Below are 18133 nucleotides of genomic sequence, written 5' to 3' on the forward strand. Positions count from 1 at the left end.
TCTTAGCTGATTAAAAACCGCCCTGATTTATCAGGGCGGTTTTTGCCGTTTTAAACCAGGCTGAAATTCCCCGCACAAAAAAGCCAGTTGAGAGATCAACTGGCTTTTTTGTATTTATCGTATTGAACGATCAATCGCGTTGTTAACGCTGCAACACTTTAAACTCAACCCGGCGATTTTTTGCCCGGCCTTCTGCTGTGTCATTACTCTCACGAGGCTGGCTTTCACCATAACCCACAGCCGTTAATTGTTCGTTGCTAATGCCCTGCTCAACCATATAAGCAACAACAGCTTCAGCCCGACGTTGTGATAACGCCTGGTTGTATTTTTCCGACCCTTGGTTATCGGTATGTGCCTGCACTTCAAGCTGCGCTTGTGAGTGTTGTTGAATATCACTGATCAACGCATCCAATGTCTGTTTATCCTGAGATGTCAGCTCAGCTGAATTCAACGCAAAACCGATTTCAACAATAACAACATCTAACTCTGCGATGGATTCCGATACCGCCTCAGCAGGCACAACTGCTACAGCTTCTTCTACGATAACAGGTTCTGTAACCTCCGGAGCAATGGTGTCTTCAACCGGGAGAGGTTCAGCAACAGCGTTCACCACCATTGGCTCAGCTTCAGCAGGAACCGGTGTTTCTACAGCTTTGTATGCCGTATGATGACCAAAACGTTTGATCAGATTTAACGATAATAACGAGGCATCTTTATCGTAAGATTCCCATTCCAAACGCACACTAAAGGCTTTTGGCAAATAATATTCAGCACCTAAGCCAAACATCAATTGAGCTGTTTTTTGTTTTTTATAGCTTAATCCTCTGCCATCGTTGGTCATGTGATTAAAGCCACCTTTACCATAAAGCGCCAGGCTCCCCTCTTCCCTCGCCACACCGTACAACCAGTAATGGCCAATAACATCTGCTCCCAGCATACGGTAATCAATTTTACCTTGTGGGCTAAGACGAGACTCTCCCAACCGGGCGTAATAACCCTCAAACGACAGGAACTCAGTCCAGTCCCAACCTGCCGTCAGCTTATACGCGGTATCTGTTTTATCTTTTACCCGAAAATCACCGGAGGTTTTTGGTTCCAGCCAACTATTGCCGATACCCGCGCCGACATAAAAGCCTGACTTGTCGGCATCAGCCGCATTGGCTGCCAGTGGTAACGCCAGCAGAAGTAAACGATAACGGCGGCCCAGCACCAGCGCCGCTAATACAAGAATAAACAGCAGATTCAGACTACCGGCTCCGCGGATACCAGTTTCAACACCGCCTTGAGGCTCTGGTATAGATGTATCGTTACAGGGGGCACCCGGTAAACAAACACCCGCATCGGAGATGCCATCATTATCAGAATCCTGATTTAACGGATCAGTACCTCGGCTTATTTCAATCGCTGTTGAGATTCCATCGCCATCATCATCAGTATCTAGGGCATTAATAATGCCATCACCATCGGTATCCGGTTGGGTGCCCTGACCGTTATTGTTGAGCTCTGAAGCATCTTTAATCCCATCACCGTCAGAGTCATCACTGAGTGGGTTAAGGCCTAAGGTATTTTCGCGCAAGGTCAAAATACCATCGCCGTCATCATCACTGTCGAGCGCATTGATAGTCCCATCACCATCAGTATCCGGCTGTGTACCCTGGCCATTATTTTCAAGCTCCGAAGCATCTTTGACCCCATCGCCATCGGAGTCATCACTGAGCGGATTAAGGCCTAAGGCATTTTCAGTTAGCGTGGGAATACCATCGTTATCATGATCAACAGCGGATGTCGTTGGTTCTGAGTCAAGGTTATTTGGCAGACCATCATTATCAGAATCATTATTCGGATTTTCTGGTTCAGCATCCTGATTGTTAGCAACACCGTCGTTATCACTATCATTCAGAGGGTTTGAAGGTTCATCATCATCAGCATTCAAAACACCATCATTATCGATATCAGCATCGCTATTATCGGCAATGCCGTCGCTGTCAGTATCTTTGAGAATGGTTAATATCAGACTTTTTGAGTCCGTAATATTGTCATCAGTTGCCGATACGGTAATGCGTAATGGGTTATTCGGTAAGGAATCAAATACTAACGCAGATTTCTGAGTAATATTGCCGCTGTTATCTATCTCAAATAAGTTGGCATCCGGGCCACTCAGGCTCCATGTCAAACTTCCTGTCGGGGTTCCTACAACTACTGCAGATGACGAAAATGGCTGACGCTCGGTTAGTTGCCTGCTAGTAGGATTAATATTAATAGTAAAGGCGCCCAGGTTATCCACAATATCCTGCAACTCCAACAAAGTATCTACATCTAGCTTCCCTTTGCTGGCAATTTCATTATTTAAAATATCAATATTAGATTGATTGACCCCGGTAACTCCCAGGCTGTTATACATTTCAACGGTCGGTTTTTCTGAGGCTCCATTGGTATCTGCATAGGCCTGGATAATAGCTTCATGAACCACTTTCTGAACTTTCTCAACGGTATCCAAATCCATACCGTCTTTATCTAAAATAGCAGGATTTACTACATCAATATTCTCATCGTCAACATCCCGAATACTGGCATCACGATAATCATCAGGTGTTAATGGCCCGGGGTTAACACCATCGCCGTCGGCATAATCCTGAATTTCTTTTAATAAATCGGCAATACACGGGTCATTAATTAAAAGCGGCCCCCAAAAGTCATCGCGATATTTATCAGACAAAAACAAATTTAATTTATGAACCTCACAAACATTTAATGCACGGTCATAAACAACCACTTCAGCAATATCGGCTTGGGCATAGTTGTTATCACCGTCCCAGCCAATTGCAAAAGTTGCCTGTTGATCAGTTAAATGAGTTGTATCTGTAAAAGGTGTAAACGAAGCACCATTATCGGAGCCGTTAAAACTTACAAATGACCCATTATTTGCTTGGTATTGATAACTCACTGTCACCAAGCGATTGGTATCGGCAATACCGGCATCAATAATGGGAACGTTCTGTCCAACAGGTCCGATACCAACAATACCGTCTTTGGGGGTTGAGCTACCAAATGAGTTAAAAAACATACGGTCCCAGTTGAGGTTATCAATCCCCCATAATGCACTGCCCTGGTCTTGGCTAGGGCCCGTTGTGCGATAAACCGTTAAGATCGTGATATCAGGAAGAGCTGTGGGGCGTAAATCCAATTCAGCATCATCGGCATTGCCTGCAATGCCATCCACACCGCGAGTTTTAATTTGGTACGCCACCTGATTGCCCGCAGAAAAACGAAAGGCAGGTTGTTGCCCAATATCGGATGACAGAACCCAAGGTGTTACGTTAGAGGATTGGCTCCCCACAGGAATCGTTACATAACCATTCCCACTTTTATCCTGCCAAGGAGTAGACGTGCTGATTTCATAGGTTGTCGGAGGTGTGCCATCGTTTTCCGGATCCGACGCATCCAGCCATAATAATAAACCGTTACTGATATCCGCCGGGGCACTGCTTGCCATAACAGAAGCCGTGCCCGTCATCGATAAAATACCAGCCAAACTGCACGCGATTGACGCACGGCAGACCATTCTTCTCATAACCACACCCTTGAATAACTATTCAGTTAGTAAGTGATTATCAGACTAGTCCATCAGCGCTAGGTCGCCAGCGCCATTCGTTTTAAAGTCATAACTTTTTACATCATCAAAAAAGCCTCCAACCGTTTCCGGTGGAGGCTTTAAAGGTTTTGCAGATGATTGGATGATTAGCGCTGTAACACTTTAAACTCAACCCGACGGTTTTGCGCCCGGCCTTCTGCGGTTTCATTGCTCGCCCGAGGCTGACTTTCACCATAACCGATCGCGGTTAATTGCTCAGCATTAACACCCTGCTCAATCAAGAAAGCGGCTACCGATTCAGCACGGCGCTGTGATAACCATTCGTTGTATTTAGCCGAACCAGAAGCATCGGTATGCGCCTGAACTTCAACCTGAAGGTTTTCACTTTGTTGAATGTCAGCTGCTACCTGTTTCAGCAAGTCTTGCTCTTTTTCAGCCAGCTTTGATGAGTTAACCGCAAAGCCGATATCCGCAACAATCACATCCACGTCTTTAATGGATGGCTCTGCGGCTACTGCTTCTTCAACAACCAAAGCTTCTACGACCGGCTCTTCTGCGATTGCTGGCTCCACAACCTCAGCAACAACCGGTTGAGGTTCAGTGGCTTTTGCAGCAGGCTGATACTGGCTGCTTGCTCCAAAACGTTTAATCAGGTTAAGCGATAATAACGAGGCATCTTTATCGTAAGACTCAAATTCCAAACGCAGACTAAAGGCTTTTGGCAGGTAATATTCAGCCCCCGCACCCAACATTAATTGAGCCACTTCCTGTTTTTCATAAGCCAGGTTTTTGCCATCGTTGGTCATATGGTTCAAACCACCTTTGGCGTAAAGAGCGATGCTGCCCTGACGGCGCGGCTCCCCCATTAACCAATAATGGCCAATCACATCACCGCCCACCATGCGGTAATTGATCGAACCTTGCGGGCGGAACTTCGCATCGCCCAGCTCAGCGTAATAACCTTCAATTGAAATATGATCATTCCAATCCCAGCCAGCGGTTAATTTCCAGCCCGTATCATGATCATCTTTCTGATCCAAATTAGTATCGGATGTATCAGGATCCAGTGTGCTTTGACCTACACCAGCCCCCACATACACATTCATTTCATCCCACCATTCGGCATGAGAGGTTAATGGCAGAGCTGCCATCAACATAAAACCAAAAGAGCGTACTCGGCGAGTCCGACCCAAGATCACCAGCAATGCCAGAACCAGCAGCAGGTTAACGCTCATATTACCAGCACCGCTAACACCGGTTTTCACTTTGCCAGGCTCCTGAGCACCCGAGTTATCACCTGCACCAGGCGCTGGGCTTGGTTCAGGTGTTGGAGTTGGCCCAGGTGTTGGCGCGACTGGAGAAGTATCCGGATCAGCAGAGCCGTCTATGTCGTTATCCAGATAGTCCGGTGTGGTATCGTCATTATTGTCGTTACACGCCGACGCATCCGGGCACTCTTCAGCATCCGTCTTGCCATCATTATCGGAGTCTTCATCGCGGTAATCCGGTGTACCGTCTTCATCGGTATCACGAGGTGTTTCAGAATCACCTTTTTCATCTGAATCTTTGATGCCATCGTTATCCGAGTCGTCATCCATGTAATCCGGAATATTATCGCCATCACTGTCACGCGGCTCTTCGCCATCACCACGCTCGACCTCGTCACTGATACCGTCTTTATCCGAATCACCTGAGTTATCCGAAGTACCGGCTTCATTAGCCTTATCGTCGGCATCTTTGTAATCATCGATACCATCCGCATCCGAGTCCACAGCATTGCCAGGATCAGTCACGCCATTCAGTTCGTCCGTATCCGAAGTACCGTCGTTGTCATCGTCGGTATCGGCGAAATCAGCCGTGCCATCACCATCAGTATCGATCAGCGGAGCATTTTCATCTTCATCTTTGATGCCGTTGTTATCGGAATCATCATCCATAAAGTCTGGAATACCGTCTTGGTCGCTATCGGCACAGTTTGGCGCAGATGCACATTCTTGCTTATCGGTCAGACCATCGTTGTCCGAATCACCACCGGTACCATCCGTCGTGTCATCACTGTTATCCAGATAATCTGGGATATTATCGCCATCGGTATCCATGACCGGTGTTAATGGATTGTTATCCGCGTCATCATTGTTATCACTCAATTCATCAGCAGTCGGAGTACCGTCACCATCATCGTCATTGTCCAATGCATCGATGGTACCGTCACCGTCTGTATCACGCTGAGTACCTTCACCATTGTTGGTGATTTCATCAGAGTCTTTGATGCCATCGCTGTCAGAGTCTTCATCCAGAGGGTTCAGACCCAGCTCAGTTTCTTTTTCATCCGAAATACCGTCGTTATCGGAGTCACTGTTTTTATCATTCGGGTCGACATCGTCCTTATCGTTCACGCCATCGCCATCAGTGTCTTCTTTTAACGGATCAGTCCCTGCAGCAACTTCAGCATTATCATCAACACCGTCACCATCACTGTCCTTCTTCTCAGGATCAGTGCCCGCTGCAACTTCGTCTTCGTTTGAAATACCGTCGCCATCGGTGTCGTTCGTACCGTCTTCTGGTGCTGTATCACCTGAATTCGGGACACCATCATTATCAGAATCATTTTCTGGATTTAATGGCTCAGAATCATCTTTGTCATTAACACCATCGTTATCGGAGTCGTTATCCAGCGCATCGATTTCATCTTCACCGTCGGTGTTACGCGGATTATTCAGATCATCGCCGATTTCATCTTTATCGTTGATGCCGTCGTTGTCTGAGTCCTCTTTTAACGGATCCGTACCAATGCGTTTTTCATCGGCATCGCTAACACCGTCGTTATCGGAGTCGCTGTCCAATGCATCGATTTCATCTTCACCATCGGTGTTACGAGGGTTATTCAGATCATCGCCGATTTCATCTTTATCGTTGATGCCGTCGTTGTCTGAGTCCTCTTTTAACGGATCCGTGCCAATGCGTTTTTCATCGGCATCGCTAACACCGTCGTTATCAGAGTCGCTGTCCAATGCATCGATTTCATCTTCACCGTCGGTGTTACGCGGATTATTCAGATCATCGCCGATTTCATCTTTATCGTTGATGCCATCGTTGTCTGAGTCCTCTTTTAACGGATCCGTACCAATGCGTTTTTCATCGGCATCGCTAACACCGTCGTTATCGGAGTCGCTGTCCAATGCATCGATTTCATCTTCACCGTCGGTGTTACGAGGATTATTCAGATCATCGCCGATTTCATCTTTATCGTTGATGCCGTCGTTATCTGAGTCAGACTTCGTCGGATCGGTACCAATGCGTTTTTCATCGGCATCGCTAACACCGTCGTTATCGGAGTCGCTGTCCAATGCATCGATTTCATCTTCACCGTCGGTGTTACGAGGATTATTCAGATCATCGCCGATTTCATCTTTATCGTTGATGCCGTCGTTATCTGAGTCAGACTTCGTCGGATCGGTACCAATGCGTTTTTCATCCGCATTTGAAACACCATCACCATCATCATCGTTGTCAGAGTTAGTAGGCTCAGCATCATCTTCATCTTTAACGCCGTCGTTATCATCGTCATCGTCAGCGTTGTTACCAATACCATCACCATCGGTATCAACCGATTCATCTTTATCGGTTGGGAAGGCATCTTCATTATCGTTTACGCCATCGTCATCCGTATCTTTCTTCAGCGGATCAGTGCCGTTAGTGGCCTCGTCTGTATCCGATACACCGTCGTTATCATCGTCGGTATCGGCATTGTTACCCGTACCGTCGCCGTCGGTATCGACCTGCTCGTTGCGGTCATTCGGGAACGCATCAACGCCGTCGTCAGAACCATCGCCGTCAGTATCTTTTTTCAGTGGGTCGGTGCCGTTAGTGGCTTCATCCGCATCCGATACACCATCGTTATCATCGTCGGTATCAGCATTGTTGCCTGTGCCATCACCATCAGTATCAACTGATTCGTCTTTATTCGTTGGGAAAGCATCTTCGTTATCGTTTACGCCATCATCGTCGGTATCTTTCTTCAGCGGATCAGTGCCGTTAGTGGCCTCGTCCGCATCCGATACACCGTCGTTATCATCGTCGTCGTCAGCGTTGTTACCAATACCATCACCATCGGTATCAACCGATTCATCTTTATCGGTTGGGAAGGCATCTTCATTATCGTTTACGCCATCACCATCAGTGTCTTTCTTCAGCGGATCAGTGCCATTGGTGGCTTCATCCGTATCCGATACACCATCGTTATCATCGTCGGTATCGGCATTGTTGCCCGTACCGTCGCCGTCAGTATCTACCTGCTCGTTGCGGTCATTCGGGAACGCATCAACGCCGTCGTCAGAACCATCGCCGTCAGTGTCTTTCTTAAGTGGGTCCGTGCCGTTAGTGGCCTCGTCCGCATCCGATACACCATCGTTATCATCGTCGGTATCGGCATTGTTGCCAGTACCGTCGCCGTCGGTATCAACTGACTCGTCTTTATTCGTTGGGAAAGCGTCTTCGTTATCGTTTACGCCATCGTCATCGGTATCTTTCTTCAGCGGATCAGTACCGTTAGTGGCCTCGTCTGTATCCGATACACCATCGTTATCATCGTCGGTATCGGCATTATTGCCCGTACCGTCGCCGTCGGTATCGACCTGCTCGTTGCGGTCATTCGGGAACGCATCAACGCCGTCGTCGGAACCATCGCCGTCAGTGTCTTCCTTCAGCGGGTCAGTGCCGTTAGTGGCTTCATCCGCATCCGATACACCGTCGTTATCATCGTCGGTATCGGCATTGTTGCCCGTACCGTCGCCGTCGGTATCGACCTGCTCGTTGCGGTCATTCGGGAATACATCAACGCCGTCGTCAGAACCATCACCATCGGTATCTTTCTTAAGTGGATCGGTGCCGTTGGTTTTTTCCTGACCGTCTTCGATACCGTCACCATCGGTATCTTTTTTCAGAGGGTCAGTGCCATCTGTTTTTTCCTGGCCATCTTCAACACCATCTTCATCGGAGTCTTTTTTCAGTGGGTCGGTGCCATCCGTTTTTTCCTGGCCATCTTCAACACCATCTTCATCGGAGTCTTTTTTCAGCGGATCAGTGCCATCAGTATTAATTTCCTGCGCATCATTAACACCATCACCATCAGTATCGGCTTTATTCGGGTCGGTACCATGAACTGTATTTTCATCAACGTTGCTCAGGCCGTCGCCATCAATATCGTTATCATTGATATCTGCAGTACCATCGCCATCAGTATCTTTTAAAATAGTGAGAACAAGGTTTTTAGAGTCGGTATTACCACCATCATCCGTCGCAGTAATCGTAACCTGGATAGGGTTATTGGTTAACGTATCGAAATCAGCCGGAGTTTTCAGTGTTAAACGGCCGGTATTCTCATCGATTGAAAATAAGGCTGCATCGATTCCTGATATGCTCCAACGGACATTACCGTTAGGAGTACCTGAACGCGCTGGAGTGACGGCAAAAGCTTCACCTTCGACCAGGTTTCGATTCAGCGGATTAATATCAATAACAAAAGCACCAATCGCATCAACAATCGCCTGTACCTCTGCCGTTGTATCAACCTCTTCTTTTGTTTTCCCTGCAATTTCAATATTAACTTGATTAATATTGCTATCAGTTACACCTGTCACACCAATGGAGTCATACATTTCAGGCGTTGGCACAGGCTTAGAGGTACCATTTGTATCCGCATAATTCTGAATAATGGATTCATCAATAATGCGCTGAACATCAGCAACAGTATTAATATCTGAAGAAGATTTAGCCAGGATGGCAGCATTAACGGCAGCCAGATTTTCAGCAGAAACGTTGTCACCACTAACATTAATATAATCTTGTACGGTTAGTGCTGCTGGACTGGTGCCATCGCCATCGGCGTAATCTTTAATTTTTTGAAATAAGTCGACCAGACAAGGTTCGCTGTCCGGAATTGGGCCCCAAAAATCATTTTTATACTTTTCAGACAGGAAGAAATTAACTTTGTGCGCTTCACAAGCCGTTAACGCTTTGTCAAAAACAATAATTTCAGCAATATCAGCTTGAGCATAGTTATTATTACCATCCCAACCAATAGCAAATACAGGCTGCTGACCGAGAGGGTTAGAAGGGTCAGTATCTAAATCATCCGAAGTAGTATCGGTAAAACGGGTAAAAGCCGTACCACCCGTTACCCCATTAAAGCTCACAAATGACCCATTGCTTTCACCAAACTGATAACTGACGGTTACCAGACGGTTTTCATCAGCAATACCCGCATTGGTGATCGAGATGTTTTGCGAGACAGGACCAATACCTACAATGCCGTTTTCTCTATTGCTGCTGAAATTAAAGGAATTGAAGAACATTCGATCCCAGTTATTGTCATCCAGCCCCCATAAAGCACTGCCCTGTGAAGTACTGACACCGGACGTGCGGTAAACGGTAAAAATAGTAACGTCAGGCTCCACACCTGAGCGCAGATCTAAGGCTTCGTCGCGGCTGTTTTTGATCTGATAAGCAACAGCATTAGCTTCTCTGAAAGAAAATGCTGGCTGATCACCAATATCTGACTGATTATTCCATGGGGTCGTGTTGCCAGGGCTGGAACCAACCGGTACCGTCAAATACCCGTTCGATGTTTTATCTTTCCAGGGATTAGCACTGGAAATCCCGCTAAACGCTCCACCGGATGTAGAGCCATCCGCATTAGGATCAGAGGCATCCAACCACAAAACTGCGCCATCAACGCCACCCGGAGCGTTATCAGCGGCTTGTACAGGCGCAACAAGGGACAACCCCAAAGCGACCTGTAAAACAATATTTCGACCCATAAACCCATCCCTAAAGTTATATTTTTGACGGCTAAGCCGTTCTTATTAACTATTCAGATACAAAGTTTCGGGATATTACCACTCGAGTATGATTTTCGTACGAATCTTTTACATTTCGAAGTCACTTTTTACATTCTGGCGGACTTTGGCCAGAGCCTGTTAACACAAAAAAGCCCCCAACCGCTGCCGGTTGAGGGCTTGTATTTTCAGTGAAGTCGAGAACGGTTATAAAACTAAGGGGTTATTTAGCTGCAGCTAGCGCCTGTTCTACGTCAGCAATGATGTCGTCAGCGTGTTCGATGCCAATCGACAAGCGAACCAGATCGGTACTCACACCAGCAGACTTCATTTCTTCTTCATTCAGCTGACGGTGGGTAGTGGTCGCCGGGTGACAAGCCAGAGACTTGGCATCACCAATATTCACCAAACGCTTGATCATCTGCAGCGCATCGATGAACTTAGCACCCGCTTCTGCGCCACCTTTAATGCCGAAGCTCAGAATCGCTGATGGCTTACCACCCACCATGCGCTGTGCAACTTCGTAGTTTTTGTCGCTTTCAAGGCCAGCGTAATTTACCCAGGAAACCTGTTCGTTCGCGCTCAGGTATTCGGCAACTTTCTGTGCGTTTTCAACATGGCGATCCATACGCAGCGCCAGCGTCTCCAGGCCCTGAATAATCATGAAAGCATTCATTGGTGACAATGCTGCCCCCATGTTACGCAGTGGTACCACACGAGCACGACCAATAAAGGCCGCCTCACCCAGGGCTTCTGCGTAAACCACACCATGGTAAGACGGATCGGGTTCGTTAAAACGCGGGAAACGTGGGTTGTCTTTCCAAGGGAATTTACCGGAATCAACGATGATGCCACCAACGGTAGTGCCGTGGCCACCGATGTATTTGGTCAGCGAGTGCACCACGATATCAGCACCATGTTCAAATGGGCGACACAGATATGGCGTCGCCACTGTGTTATCCACAATCACAGGCACACCATGTTTGTGCGCCATGTCAGACAGTGCTTTCAGGTCAACCACGTTACCGGCTGGGTTGCCAATCGACTCACAAAACAGTGCTTTGGTGTTGTCGTCGATCAGAGCTTCCAACGCAGCAATATCATCACCCGACGCCATACGGACTTCGATGCCCTGCTGCGGGAAGGTGTGTGCGAACAGGTTGTAAGTACCACCATACAGCTGGCTAACAGAAACGATGTTGTCGCCAGCTGCAGCCAGAGTCTGAATGGATGCTGTAATTGCCGCCATACCCGACGCCATACACAGTGCAGCAATGCCACCTTCCATTGCGGCAATGCGCTGTTCCAGCACATCATTGGTTGGGTTCATGATACGGGTGTAAATATTGCCCGGCTCTTTCAGGTCAAACAGGTCTGCACCGTGTTGTGTGTCACGAAAACTGTAAGAGGTAGTTTGGTAAATCGGCACAGCCACAGCGCGCGTGGTTGGATCTTCACTAAAACCGGCATGAAGCGCCTGAGTTTCAATTTTCATTCGATGGTCCCTTATTATGTGTGTACATATTATTGTTTGAATACCCTGAGTGTATCAGAGCCAGCCTTATATAAAAGACCAATCGAAGGCTATTGCTTATAAAAAACACACTGATATAGTCGCACAAAAATAACAACGATATTTATATGTTAAGGTCTTTTAAGCAACACCCTTTATCACTACAAATTGATAGAGAACGCCATCGTAATTTTATGGTCGAGGCGTTACCTCATTTGATTGGTGGAATCATTACCGGGGCCCTGGTGCATTATGTCTTCAGGAGTTTTCTCGAAGATGAAACCACAACTTATTGGTTCGCACTACAATCACTGCTATTAATATCCACTATTATTTTTTATTCTATCGATTATAAACTCCCCAATTTATTATCTTTCCGTCAATGGGAAGGCGTTATTATTCTGGTGTCAGCACTCTGGGGGATTACCTGGTGCATGGCTCCGTTTATTTTTCTGCCTGAGGCCAGCTTTTACGATCAGGAAAATCTGGTGTATGTTGCGGCATTATTAATTATTGTCATTGCCCTTGTTATTACACCGGCTCCAGCAATGGTGTATTACCCAACCGGTTATTTTTTATTTGCCAGTTTGCCATTGGCTGGGATGTTTATCCGGCTATACCAGCTTAATTACGATATATTATTAATTTCTTTTCTGGGGTTTTTCTGGTTGTCGGCCATAACCTATGGTTGGAGACTCCACATCACGTTGATTGACCTGATTAAGTTACGCCTTGAGGTGGACCAGGCACGTCAGCAAGCAGAGTCAGCGGTGCTCGCAAAGTCCAAATTCATCGCTGCTTCCAGCCATGATCTACGCCAGCCATTACAAGCCATCAGTTTATTTTTCAGTAATATAAAGCGATCGTTATTTAAAGATGGAATGGCGCAAACAGCCGAAAAAATGGAAGCCAGTATTCACAACATGTCTGAATTACTGGACAGTTTATTGGATGTTTCACGCCTTGATGCCAACAGCGTCTCACCCAAACCTCAGCATATTAAGCTTGCACCACAACTGGAGAAACTGCTCGCCGCACAAAAGAACGCTTGCAAAGAAAAAGCTCTGAAACTAACAAGTCATCTGGAGAACCTGACGGTTTATGCTGATCCGATACTGCTAAACCGGGTACTCAGCAACCTGTTGAACAATGCGGTTAAATATACACCCAAAGGTGAGATTCAACTGACGGTTGAACGACAAGACAATCTGGCTATTGTGTCTGTTATCGATACAGGGATTGGTATTCCAGAGGAAGAGCAGCAAGCAATTTTCAGTGAGTTCCACCAGCTGCATAACCCTGAGCGGGATCAACAAAAAGGTCTGGGGCTCGGTTTGTCGATCGTCCAGCGTCTATGCACACTGCAAGATTGGAATATCCGGCTGAGTTCTGAAGTGAATATTGGCAGCACCTTCACGATTGAAGTTCCACTGGGCGACGACAGCCAAATCATCCAGGAACAAGCCCAGCAGCCACACTATAACAATTTTAATAACCGATTTATTATTGTGATTGATGATGACAATTATGTGCGCTCATCGATATCGGAGTTGCTTCGTAGCTGGGGAGCAAAGGTCACTGCCTGTGAAAGCCTGCAGCAGGCAATATCTTACTGTTCCGCGCATTCAGATATTCCTGATTTGATCATCTCAGACCTTCGCCTTCGCCATGAAGAAAATGGCATCCAAACCATCAATCAACTCCGGCATCACTTCCAACACCCGATCACGGCTTTATTGCTCACGGGCGACACCGACCCGGAAAGGATTCGCCAAGCGAAACAAAGCTCACTGGTGGTATTACATAAACCGGTTCAGGCCGCCCGCTTACGACTGGCCATACAACGCCTGTTAAACGATCACCCTCTGGGGTGATCTCAGATCCCGCTACTTACATACACTGCGATTGAACTCTTATTCAATGATTCCTGAAGAAATCAGGTTAACGCAGGTAGATGTTATGACTGGCAAGATAAAGTTAGCTTCTGTGATATTCGCATCCATGATCACCATTGCATGTGGTGGAGGCGGTGGTGGTTCAACACCGCCTGCTGATGGGGGCTCCACTCCTCCAACGGACGGTGGTTCTACTCCTCCAACGGACGGTGGTTCTACTCCTCCAACGGACGGTGGTTCTACTCCTCCAACAGACGGCGGCTCGACTCCTCCAACAGACGGCGGCTCGACTCCTCCAACAGACGGTGGTTCTACTCCTCCAACAGACGGCGGTTCTACTCCTCCAACAGACGGCGGCTCTAACCCTCCAGCTCCTGTCACTGAAAAGCTGTTCTTCAGTGCAACCGGTGATGTCAACCAGGGCGCCGAACTCTGGGCAACCGATGGCACCGAAAACGGCACAGCATTGGTGAAAGATATTAACCCGGCCGGTGACAGCTCGCCGCATCACGTTACCCGTGTTGGCAACGAGTGGTTCTTTGTCGCAACCACCGCCGATAACGGTAAAGAGCTGTGGAAAACCAACGGTACTGAAGACGGCACCGTTTTGGTGAAAGATATTCACCCAAGTGGCGACGCCAACCCAACCTTATTAACAGCTCTGGACGATAAACTGGTGTTTGTTGCCAGCGATGATACCGATCGTGCAATCTGGGTATCGGATGGTACCGCCGACGGTACTGTACGTGTAACCAATGGTTCAACGGGTGTTAATCCAGGTACCCCAACTGAAATGGTGGTGTTTAATAACAAAGTGTATTTTGCTGCGAGCGCGGAGAACACAGCGACACTTGAGCTGTGGTCAACCGATGGCACAACCGCAGGCACGGCGTTACACCGTGTTAACCAAAACCGTTTACCAAGTGCTGGCCTCCCTGCTGGCACAATCACGCCATATGTAGGTGCCAGCATTCAACAAATGGTCGCCAACGATACCAGCCTGTTCTTCATAGGAAATAATGATGTCATTGGTAGCAATTTCGCTGCGCTGCGTATCGATACGTCGAATACTGTTCAACGTTTAGGCACAGACCCTGGTATTGGTGAACTCACCTTAGTTTCTTTTGCCGGCAACAACACAGGGGTTGCATACAGCTACATCTTCGGTGGCGGTGATATCGCGGGCTTCTATGATAAAAATGACTTTGCCAGACGCGCTATCACGGTATTTGGCCAAAATACAGCCAAGCCAGCTGAGCTGACTGCATTTGGCGATAAACTGTTATTTACTCTGGCCAATAATGATGTATGGATCACCACCAGCTTCTTTAACGGCACCACCCGAGTGAAAGATAATCTTTCCGATATTCGTGATATGAATACACTCGGTAATAAAGCCGTATTGATTGCCAAAGAGAATGTGACGATTCCTGGTCTTGGTATCGTCCAGAGCGATGAACAGCTGTGGGTGACTGACGGCACCACTAACAACACCATAAAAATCAATGACCAGGTGACCAATGGCAGTATGGGCCAGTTCACCGAGTTTGATGGCAAGTTGTACTTTACTGCAGCCACGGCCGCCAATGGACAGGAGCTTTGGGTAACTGATGGCACGTTTGCGGGCACCAGGATGTTAAAAGACATCAACGATGGTGCTACCGCCAGTAACCCCCTGTTAGTTGGCGTACCAGCAGCACCACAGTAAGCATTCGCTTACGGCCCCTTTCTGCTTTCGGGCAGAAAGGAGGTTGTCTTTACTTTGTCCGTACTACGCCAAACTTGCCAACATTCCATTTGGCATGACACCCAGCTATCAGAGTTTTTCAAGACAGAGCTTCTCAAGATAGTTGTCCGTCATTATTCCCGCTAACTGATTTCATTTGCCGTGTTTATTCAACGAGTTGTTAAATCTGAGCTGCTGACAGCAGTTGAGTCTGAACGCCTGAAAACCTTTATGCTGGAAATTATTCCGCATTTTATTGGCGGATTTATTACCTGCTTTGTGTTGTGTTATACCTTTGATGCCAATGGCCAAGGTTCATCAATTTGGTTTACCGCAATGGCACTGAATGCCGTACTCATTACTCTGCTTTACGCTGCTTATTTTTTGTTAAGAGATAAAACCTCTGCCACTTTCTGGAAATGGCCTCTGCTATTCTCCATCAGCTGCTTTGCGGCATTTCTTGCCTTGTCTCCCCATGTGTTATTACCGCAAACCGATGGCGCTTATTTAAATGCGCTGATTATCATCATGATTGCAATGTGTTTGGCCCCGGTTTCGGTGATGGCGCTCTACATTGAGTCTTTTTATGCTTATATCAGCATCCCGATTTTTTCTGTCATTGTTCGTATGGCATCAGACCAAGTAAGTCCTTACCTGATTTTTTTAGTTTTTTTCTTCTGGAGCACCTGCATTATTGCTGGCTGGCGTATTTTTAAGCTGAATATTCTTGGTATTCAGTACAAGTTGCAGGTTGAAAAAGCTCAACAAAGTGCTGAAAAAGCCAATCAGGCAAAATCACATTTTCTTGCGGTTGCCAGCCACGATATACGCCAGCCGCTGCAAGCCATTGAATTATTTTCTAACGCGTTATCTGAACGCCACCAGCTTCAGGCAGACCCTACCATGGGGAAATTACAATCCAGCATTAATAATATTTCTGATTTTTTAGATAGCCTGTTGGATATCTCTCGTCTGGAAGCCAAAAATATTCAACCGAAACCGGAACATCTTTTTTCTGATCAGCAGCTACAACAGTTAGCCGATCAATATAAAGCCCTGTGCCATCATAAAGGCATCGACCTGTACACCCGCTGTGCACACGATGCGATGTACGTTGATCCGGTTTTATTTAATCGGGTCATCAGTAACTTATTAAACAACGCCGTGAACTACACTGATCATGGCGCTATTACGCTATCAACCCGCCAACATGGAGATTGGTTAACGGTGTCTATACAGGATACGGGTATTGGTATTCCCCAAGATCAACTACAAGATATTTTTACCGAGTTTCATCAACTTCAGGAACACGACACCACGCATAAACATGGCTTAGGTTTGGGCTTATCCATTGTTCAACGCTTATGTTTACTTCAGGACTGGAAAGTAGAAGTATCATCCGTACCGGGAGAAGGCAGTTGCTTCAGCATTACCGTGCCACTGGGTAATCAACAGCTGATCTCGACAGCAGAGAAAAAAGCTCTGGGCTATAACGCCTTTCAGGGAAAACAGATTGTCATTCTTGATAACGAGCAATCCATTCGTCAGGCATTAACCGAATTGCTCACACAATGGGGGGCGAATGCCCATAGCTTTGAAACTCCCGAAGCGGCTATCGCATTTACACGCGAGCAGTCGGTGGATTTGATTATTTCAGATTTACATTTGAATGATGGGAAAAAAGGAACAGATGCCATCTCGGCCATTCATCAACAGTCGCGCTCTCCGATACCTTCATTATTAGTAACCGGTGATACCAACCCGGTGACGCTTCAAACGGCGCAACAGCAAGGGCCATTAATATTGCATAAGCCCGTGCGCGCCGCTCAGCTACGTATTGCCTGCCACCGGCTACTTCAAAACACCATTTAATAAACCGGTACGCTCGGCATAACGCACACACTCAAGCCGGTTATTCACATTAAATGAGGTAAATAATGTTTTTGTATGGGTTTTAATGGTATTACGGCTCAGGTTAAGTACCTGAGCAATATCATCTGTGGAATAACCTTGCTGCATCAGCTTCAGCACATCCATTTGACGTTTACCCAAACGATAACTCGCCATCAGTTTGTGCACGTCACAACCCGGTTCATTTTCCGGCAGCGAAGCCAGCCCTTCTTCAATCGTTTTGGGCAAATACATATTACCCGCCATCACATCCTGAAGAATGCTAACAATTTCCTGGCTGCTGTGCGCTTTCGGAATAAAAGCCGCAGCTCCTTTCTCCATCGCTTTACGGATAGCCCATAAATCTTCAGAGGCGGATAACACCACAAAAGGAATAAACACATTGCGTTCCAGCAGGCTTTCGATAAAGGCCATACCATCCAGACCTGGCATGGTCAGGTCCACCAGAATCAATTCGAAATCTGTTTCATCCGTAAGAGCGCCCAACGCTTGTTCCATATTGTTGGCGCAATGCACATCGTAACCGTACTGATGACTGAGTACGGCTTTCAGCCCTTCGGTGAATAATACATGATCATCCAGATGAAGGACTTTCATAAGGCGATGCCATTAAATAACTGCATAAGCATTTACTGTTTTGCTTGTCACTAATTAATTCAT

Annotated in this window: 7 protein-coding genes; 3 read left to right on the plus strand and 4 right to left on the minus strand. The window is 46.9% G+C overall.

The window, feature by feature from the left end:
* Positions 1-142: 142 nt before the first annotated feature.
* The 3 genes from KFF03_RS17705 to KFF03_RS16710 form a co-directional block, all read right to left on the minus strand.
* On the minus strand, positions 143-3493 hold the full coding sequence (locus KFF03_RS17705) for an OmpA family protein (RefSeq protein WP_304941513.1): 3351 nt from the start codon (positions 3491-3493) through the stop codon (positions 143-145).
* Between the two features lie 245 nt (positions 3494-3738).
* Positions 3739-10410: an OmpA family protein gene (locus KFF03_RS16705; RefSeq protein WP_255858057.1), complete on the minus strand. Its 6672-nt coding sequence runs from the start codon at positions 10408-10410 to the stop codon at positions 3739-3741.
* A 241-nt stretch (positions 10411-10651) separates the two neighbouring features.
* Positions 10652-11923, minus strand: a complete 1272-nt coding sequence (locus tag KFF03_RS16710) for a bifunctional O-acetylhomoserine aminocarboxypropyltransferase/cysteine synthase (protein WP_255858058.1) — start codon at positions 11921-11923, stop codon at positions 10652-10654.
* Positions 11924-12069: 146 nt separating this feature from the next.
* Here KFF03_RS16710 and KFF03_RS16715 point away from each other — a divergent pair, with 146 nt between their 5' ends.
* The 3 genes from KFF03_RS16715 to KFF03_RS16725 all read left to right on the plus strand — a co-directional run bounded on the left by KFF03_RS16715 (position 12070) and on the right by KFF03_RS16725 (position 17434).
* Entirely contained in the window at positions 12070-13815 is a 1746-nt protein-coding gene (locus KFF03_RS16715) for a hybrid sensor histidine kinase/response regulator (RefSeq protein WP_255858059.1), read from the plus strand.
* 85 nt (positions 13816-13900) lie between these two features.
* The gene (locus KFF03_RS16720) at positions 13901-15544 is read left to right on the plus strand and encodes an ELWxxDGT repeat protein (RefSeq protein WP_255858060.1); all 1644 of its coding nucleotides are present in this window, start codon (positions 13901-13903) and stop codon (positions 15542-15544) included.
* A gap of 180 nt (positions 15545-15724) precedes the next feature.
* The gene (locus tag KFF03_RS16725; protein ID WP_255858061.1) at positions 15725-17434 is read left to right on the plus strand and encodes a hybrid sensor histidine kinase/response regulator; all 1710 of its coding nucleotides are present in this window, start codon (positions 15725-15727) and stop codon (positions 17432-17434) included.
* On the opposite strand, the gene KFF03_RS16730 is transcribed toward KFF03_RS16725, so the two are convergent.
* Complete coding sequence (locus tag KFF03_RS16730; protein WP_255858062.1) at positions 17414-18070, minus strand: response regulator transcription factor; 657 nt, start codon at positions 18068-18070, stop codon at positions 17414-17416. The genes KFF03_RS16725 and KFF03_RS16730 overlap by 21 nt on opposite strands.
* Positions 18071-18133: the final 63 nt, after the last annotated feature.

It is taken from the genome of Bacterioplanoides sp. SCSIO 12839, assembly GCF_024397975.1.
Taxonomy (GTDB): Bacteria; Pseudomonadota; Gammaproteobacteria; order Pseudomonadales; family Oceanobacteraceae; genus Bacterioplanoides.

What these genes read in the sequence shown, in the direction of transcription:
- KFF03_RS17705 (WP_304941513.1), bottom strand. Translation starts at nt 3,493, where the DNA reads ATGGCAAGCAGTGCCCCGGCGGATATCAGTAACGGTTTATTATTATGG.
- KFF03_RS16705 (WP_255858057.1), bottom strand. Translation starts at nt 10,410, where the DNA reads ATGGGTCGAAATATTGTTTTACAGGTCGCTTTGGGGTTGTCCCTTGTT.
- KFF03_RS16710 (WP_255858058.1), bottom strand. Translation starts at nt 11,923, where the DNA reads ATGAAAATTGAAACTCAGGCGCTTCATGCCGGTTTTAGTGAAGATCCA.
- KFF03_RS16715 (WP_255858059.1), top strand. Translation starts at nt 12,070, where the DNA reads ATGTTAAGGTCTTTTAAGCAACACCCTTTATCACTACAAATTGATAGA.
- KFF03_RS16720 (WP_255858060.1), top strand. Translation starts at nt 13,901, where the DNA reads ATGACTGGCAAGATAAAGTTAGCTTCTGTGATATTCGCATCCATGATC.
- KFF03_RS16730 (WP_255858062.1), bottom strand. Translation starts at nt 18,070, where the DNA reads ATGAAAGTCCTTCATCTGGATGATCATGTATTATTCACCGAAGGGCTG.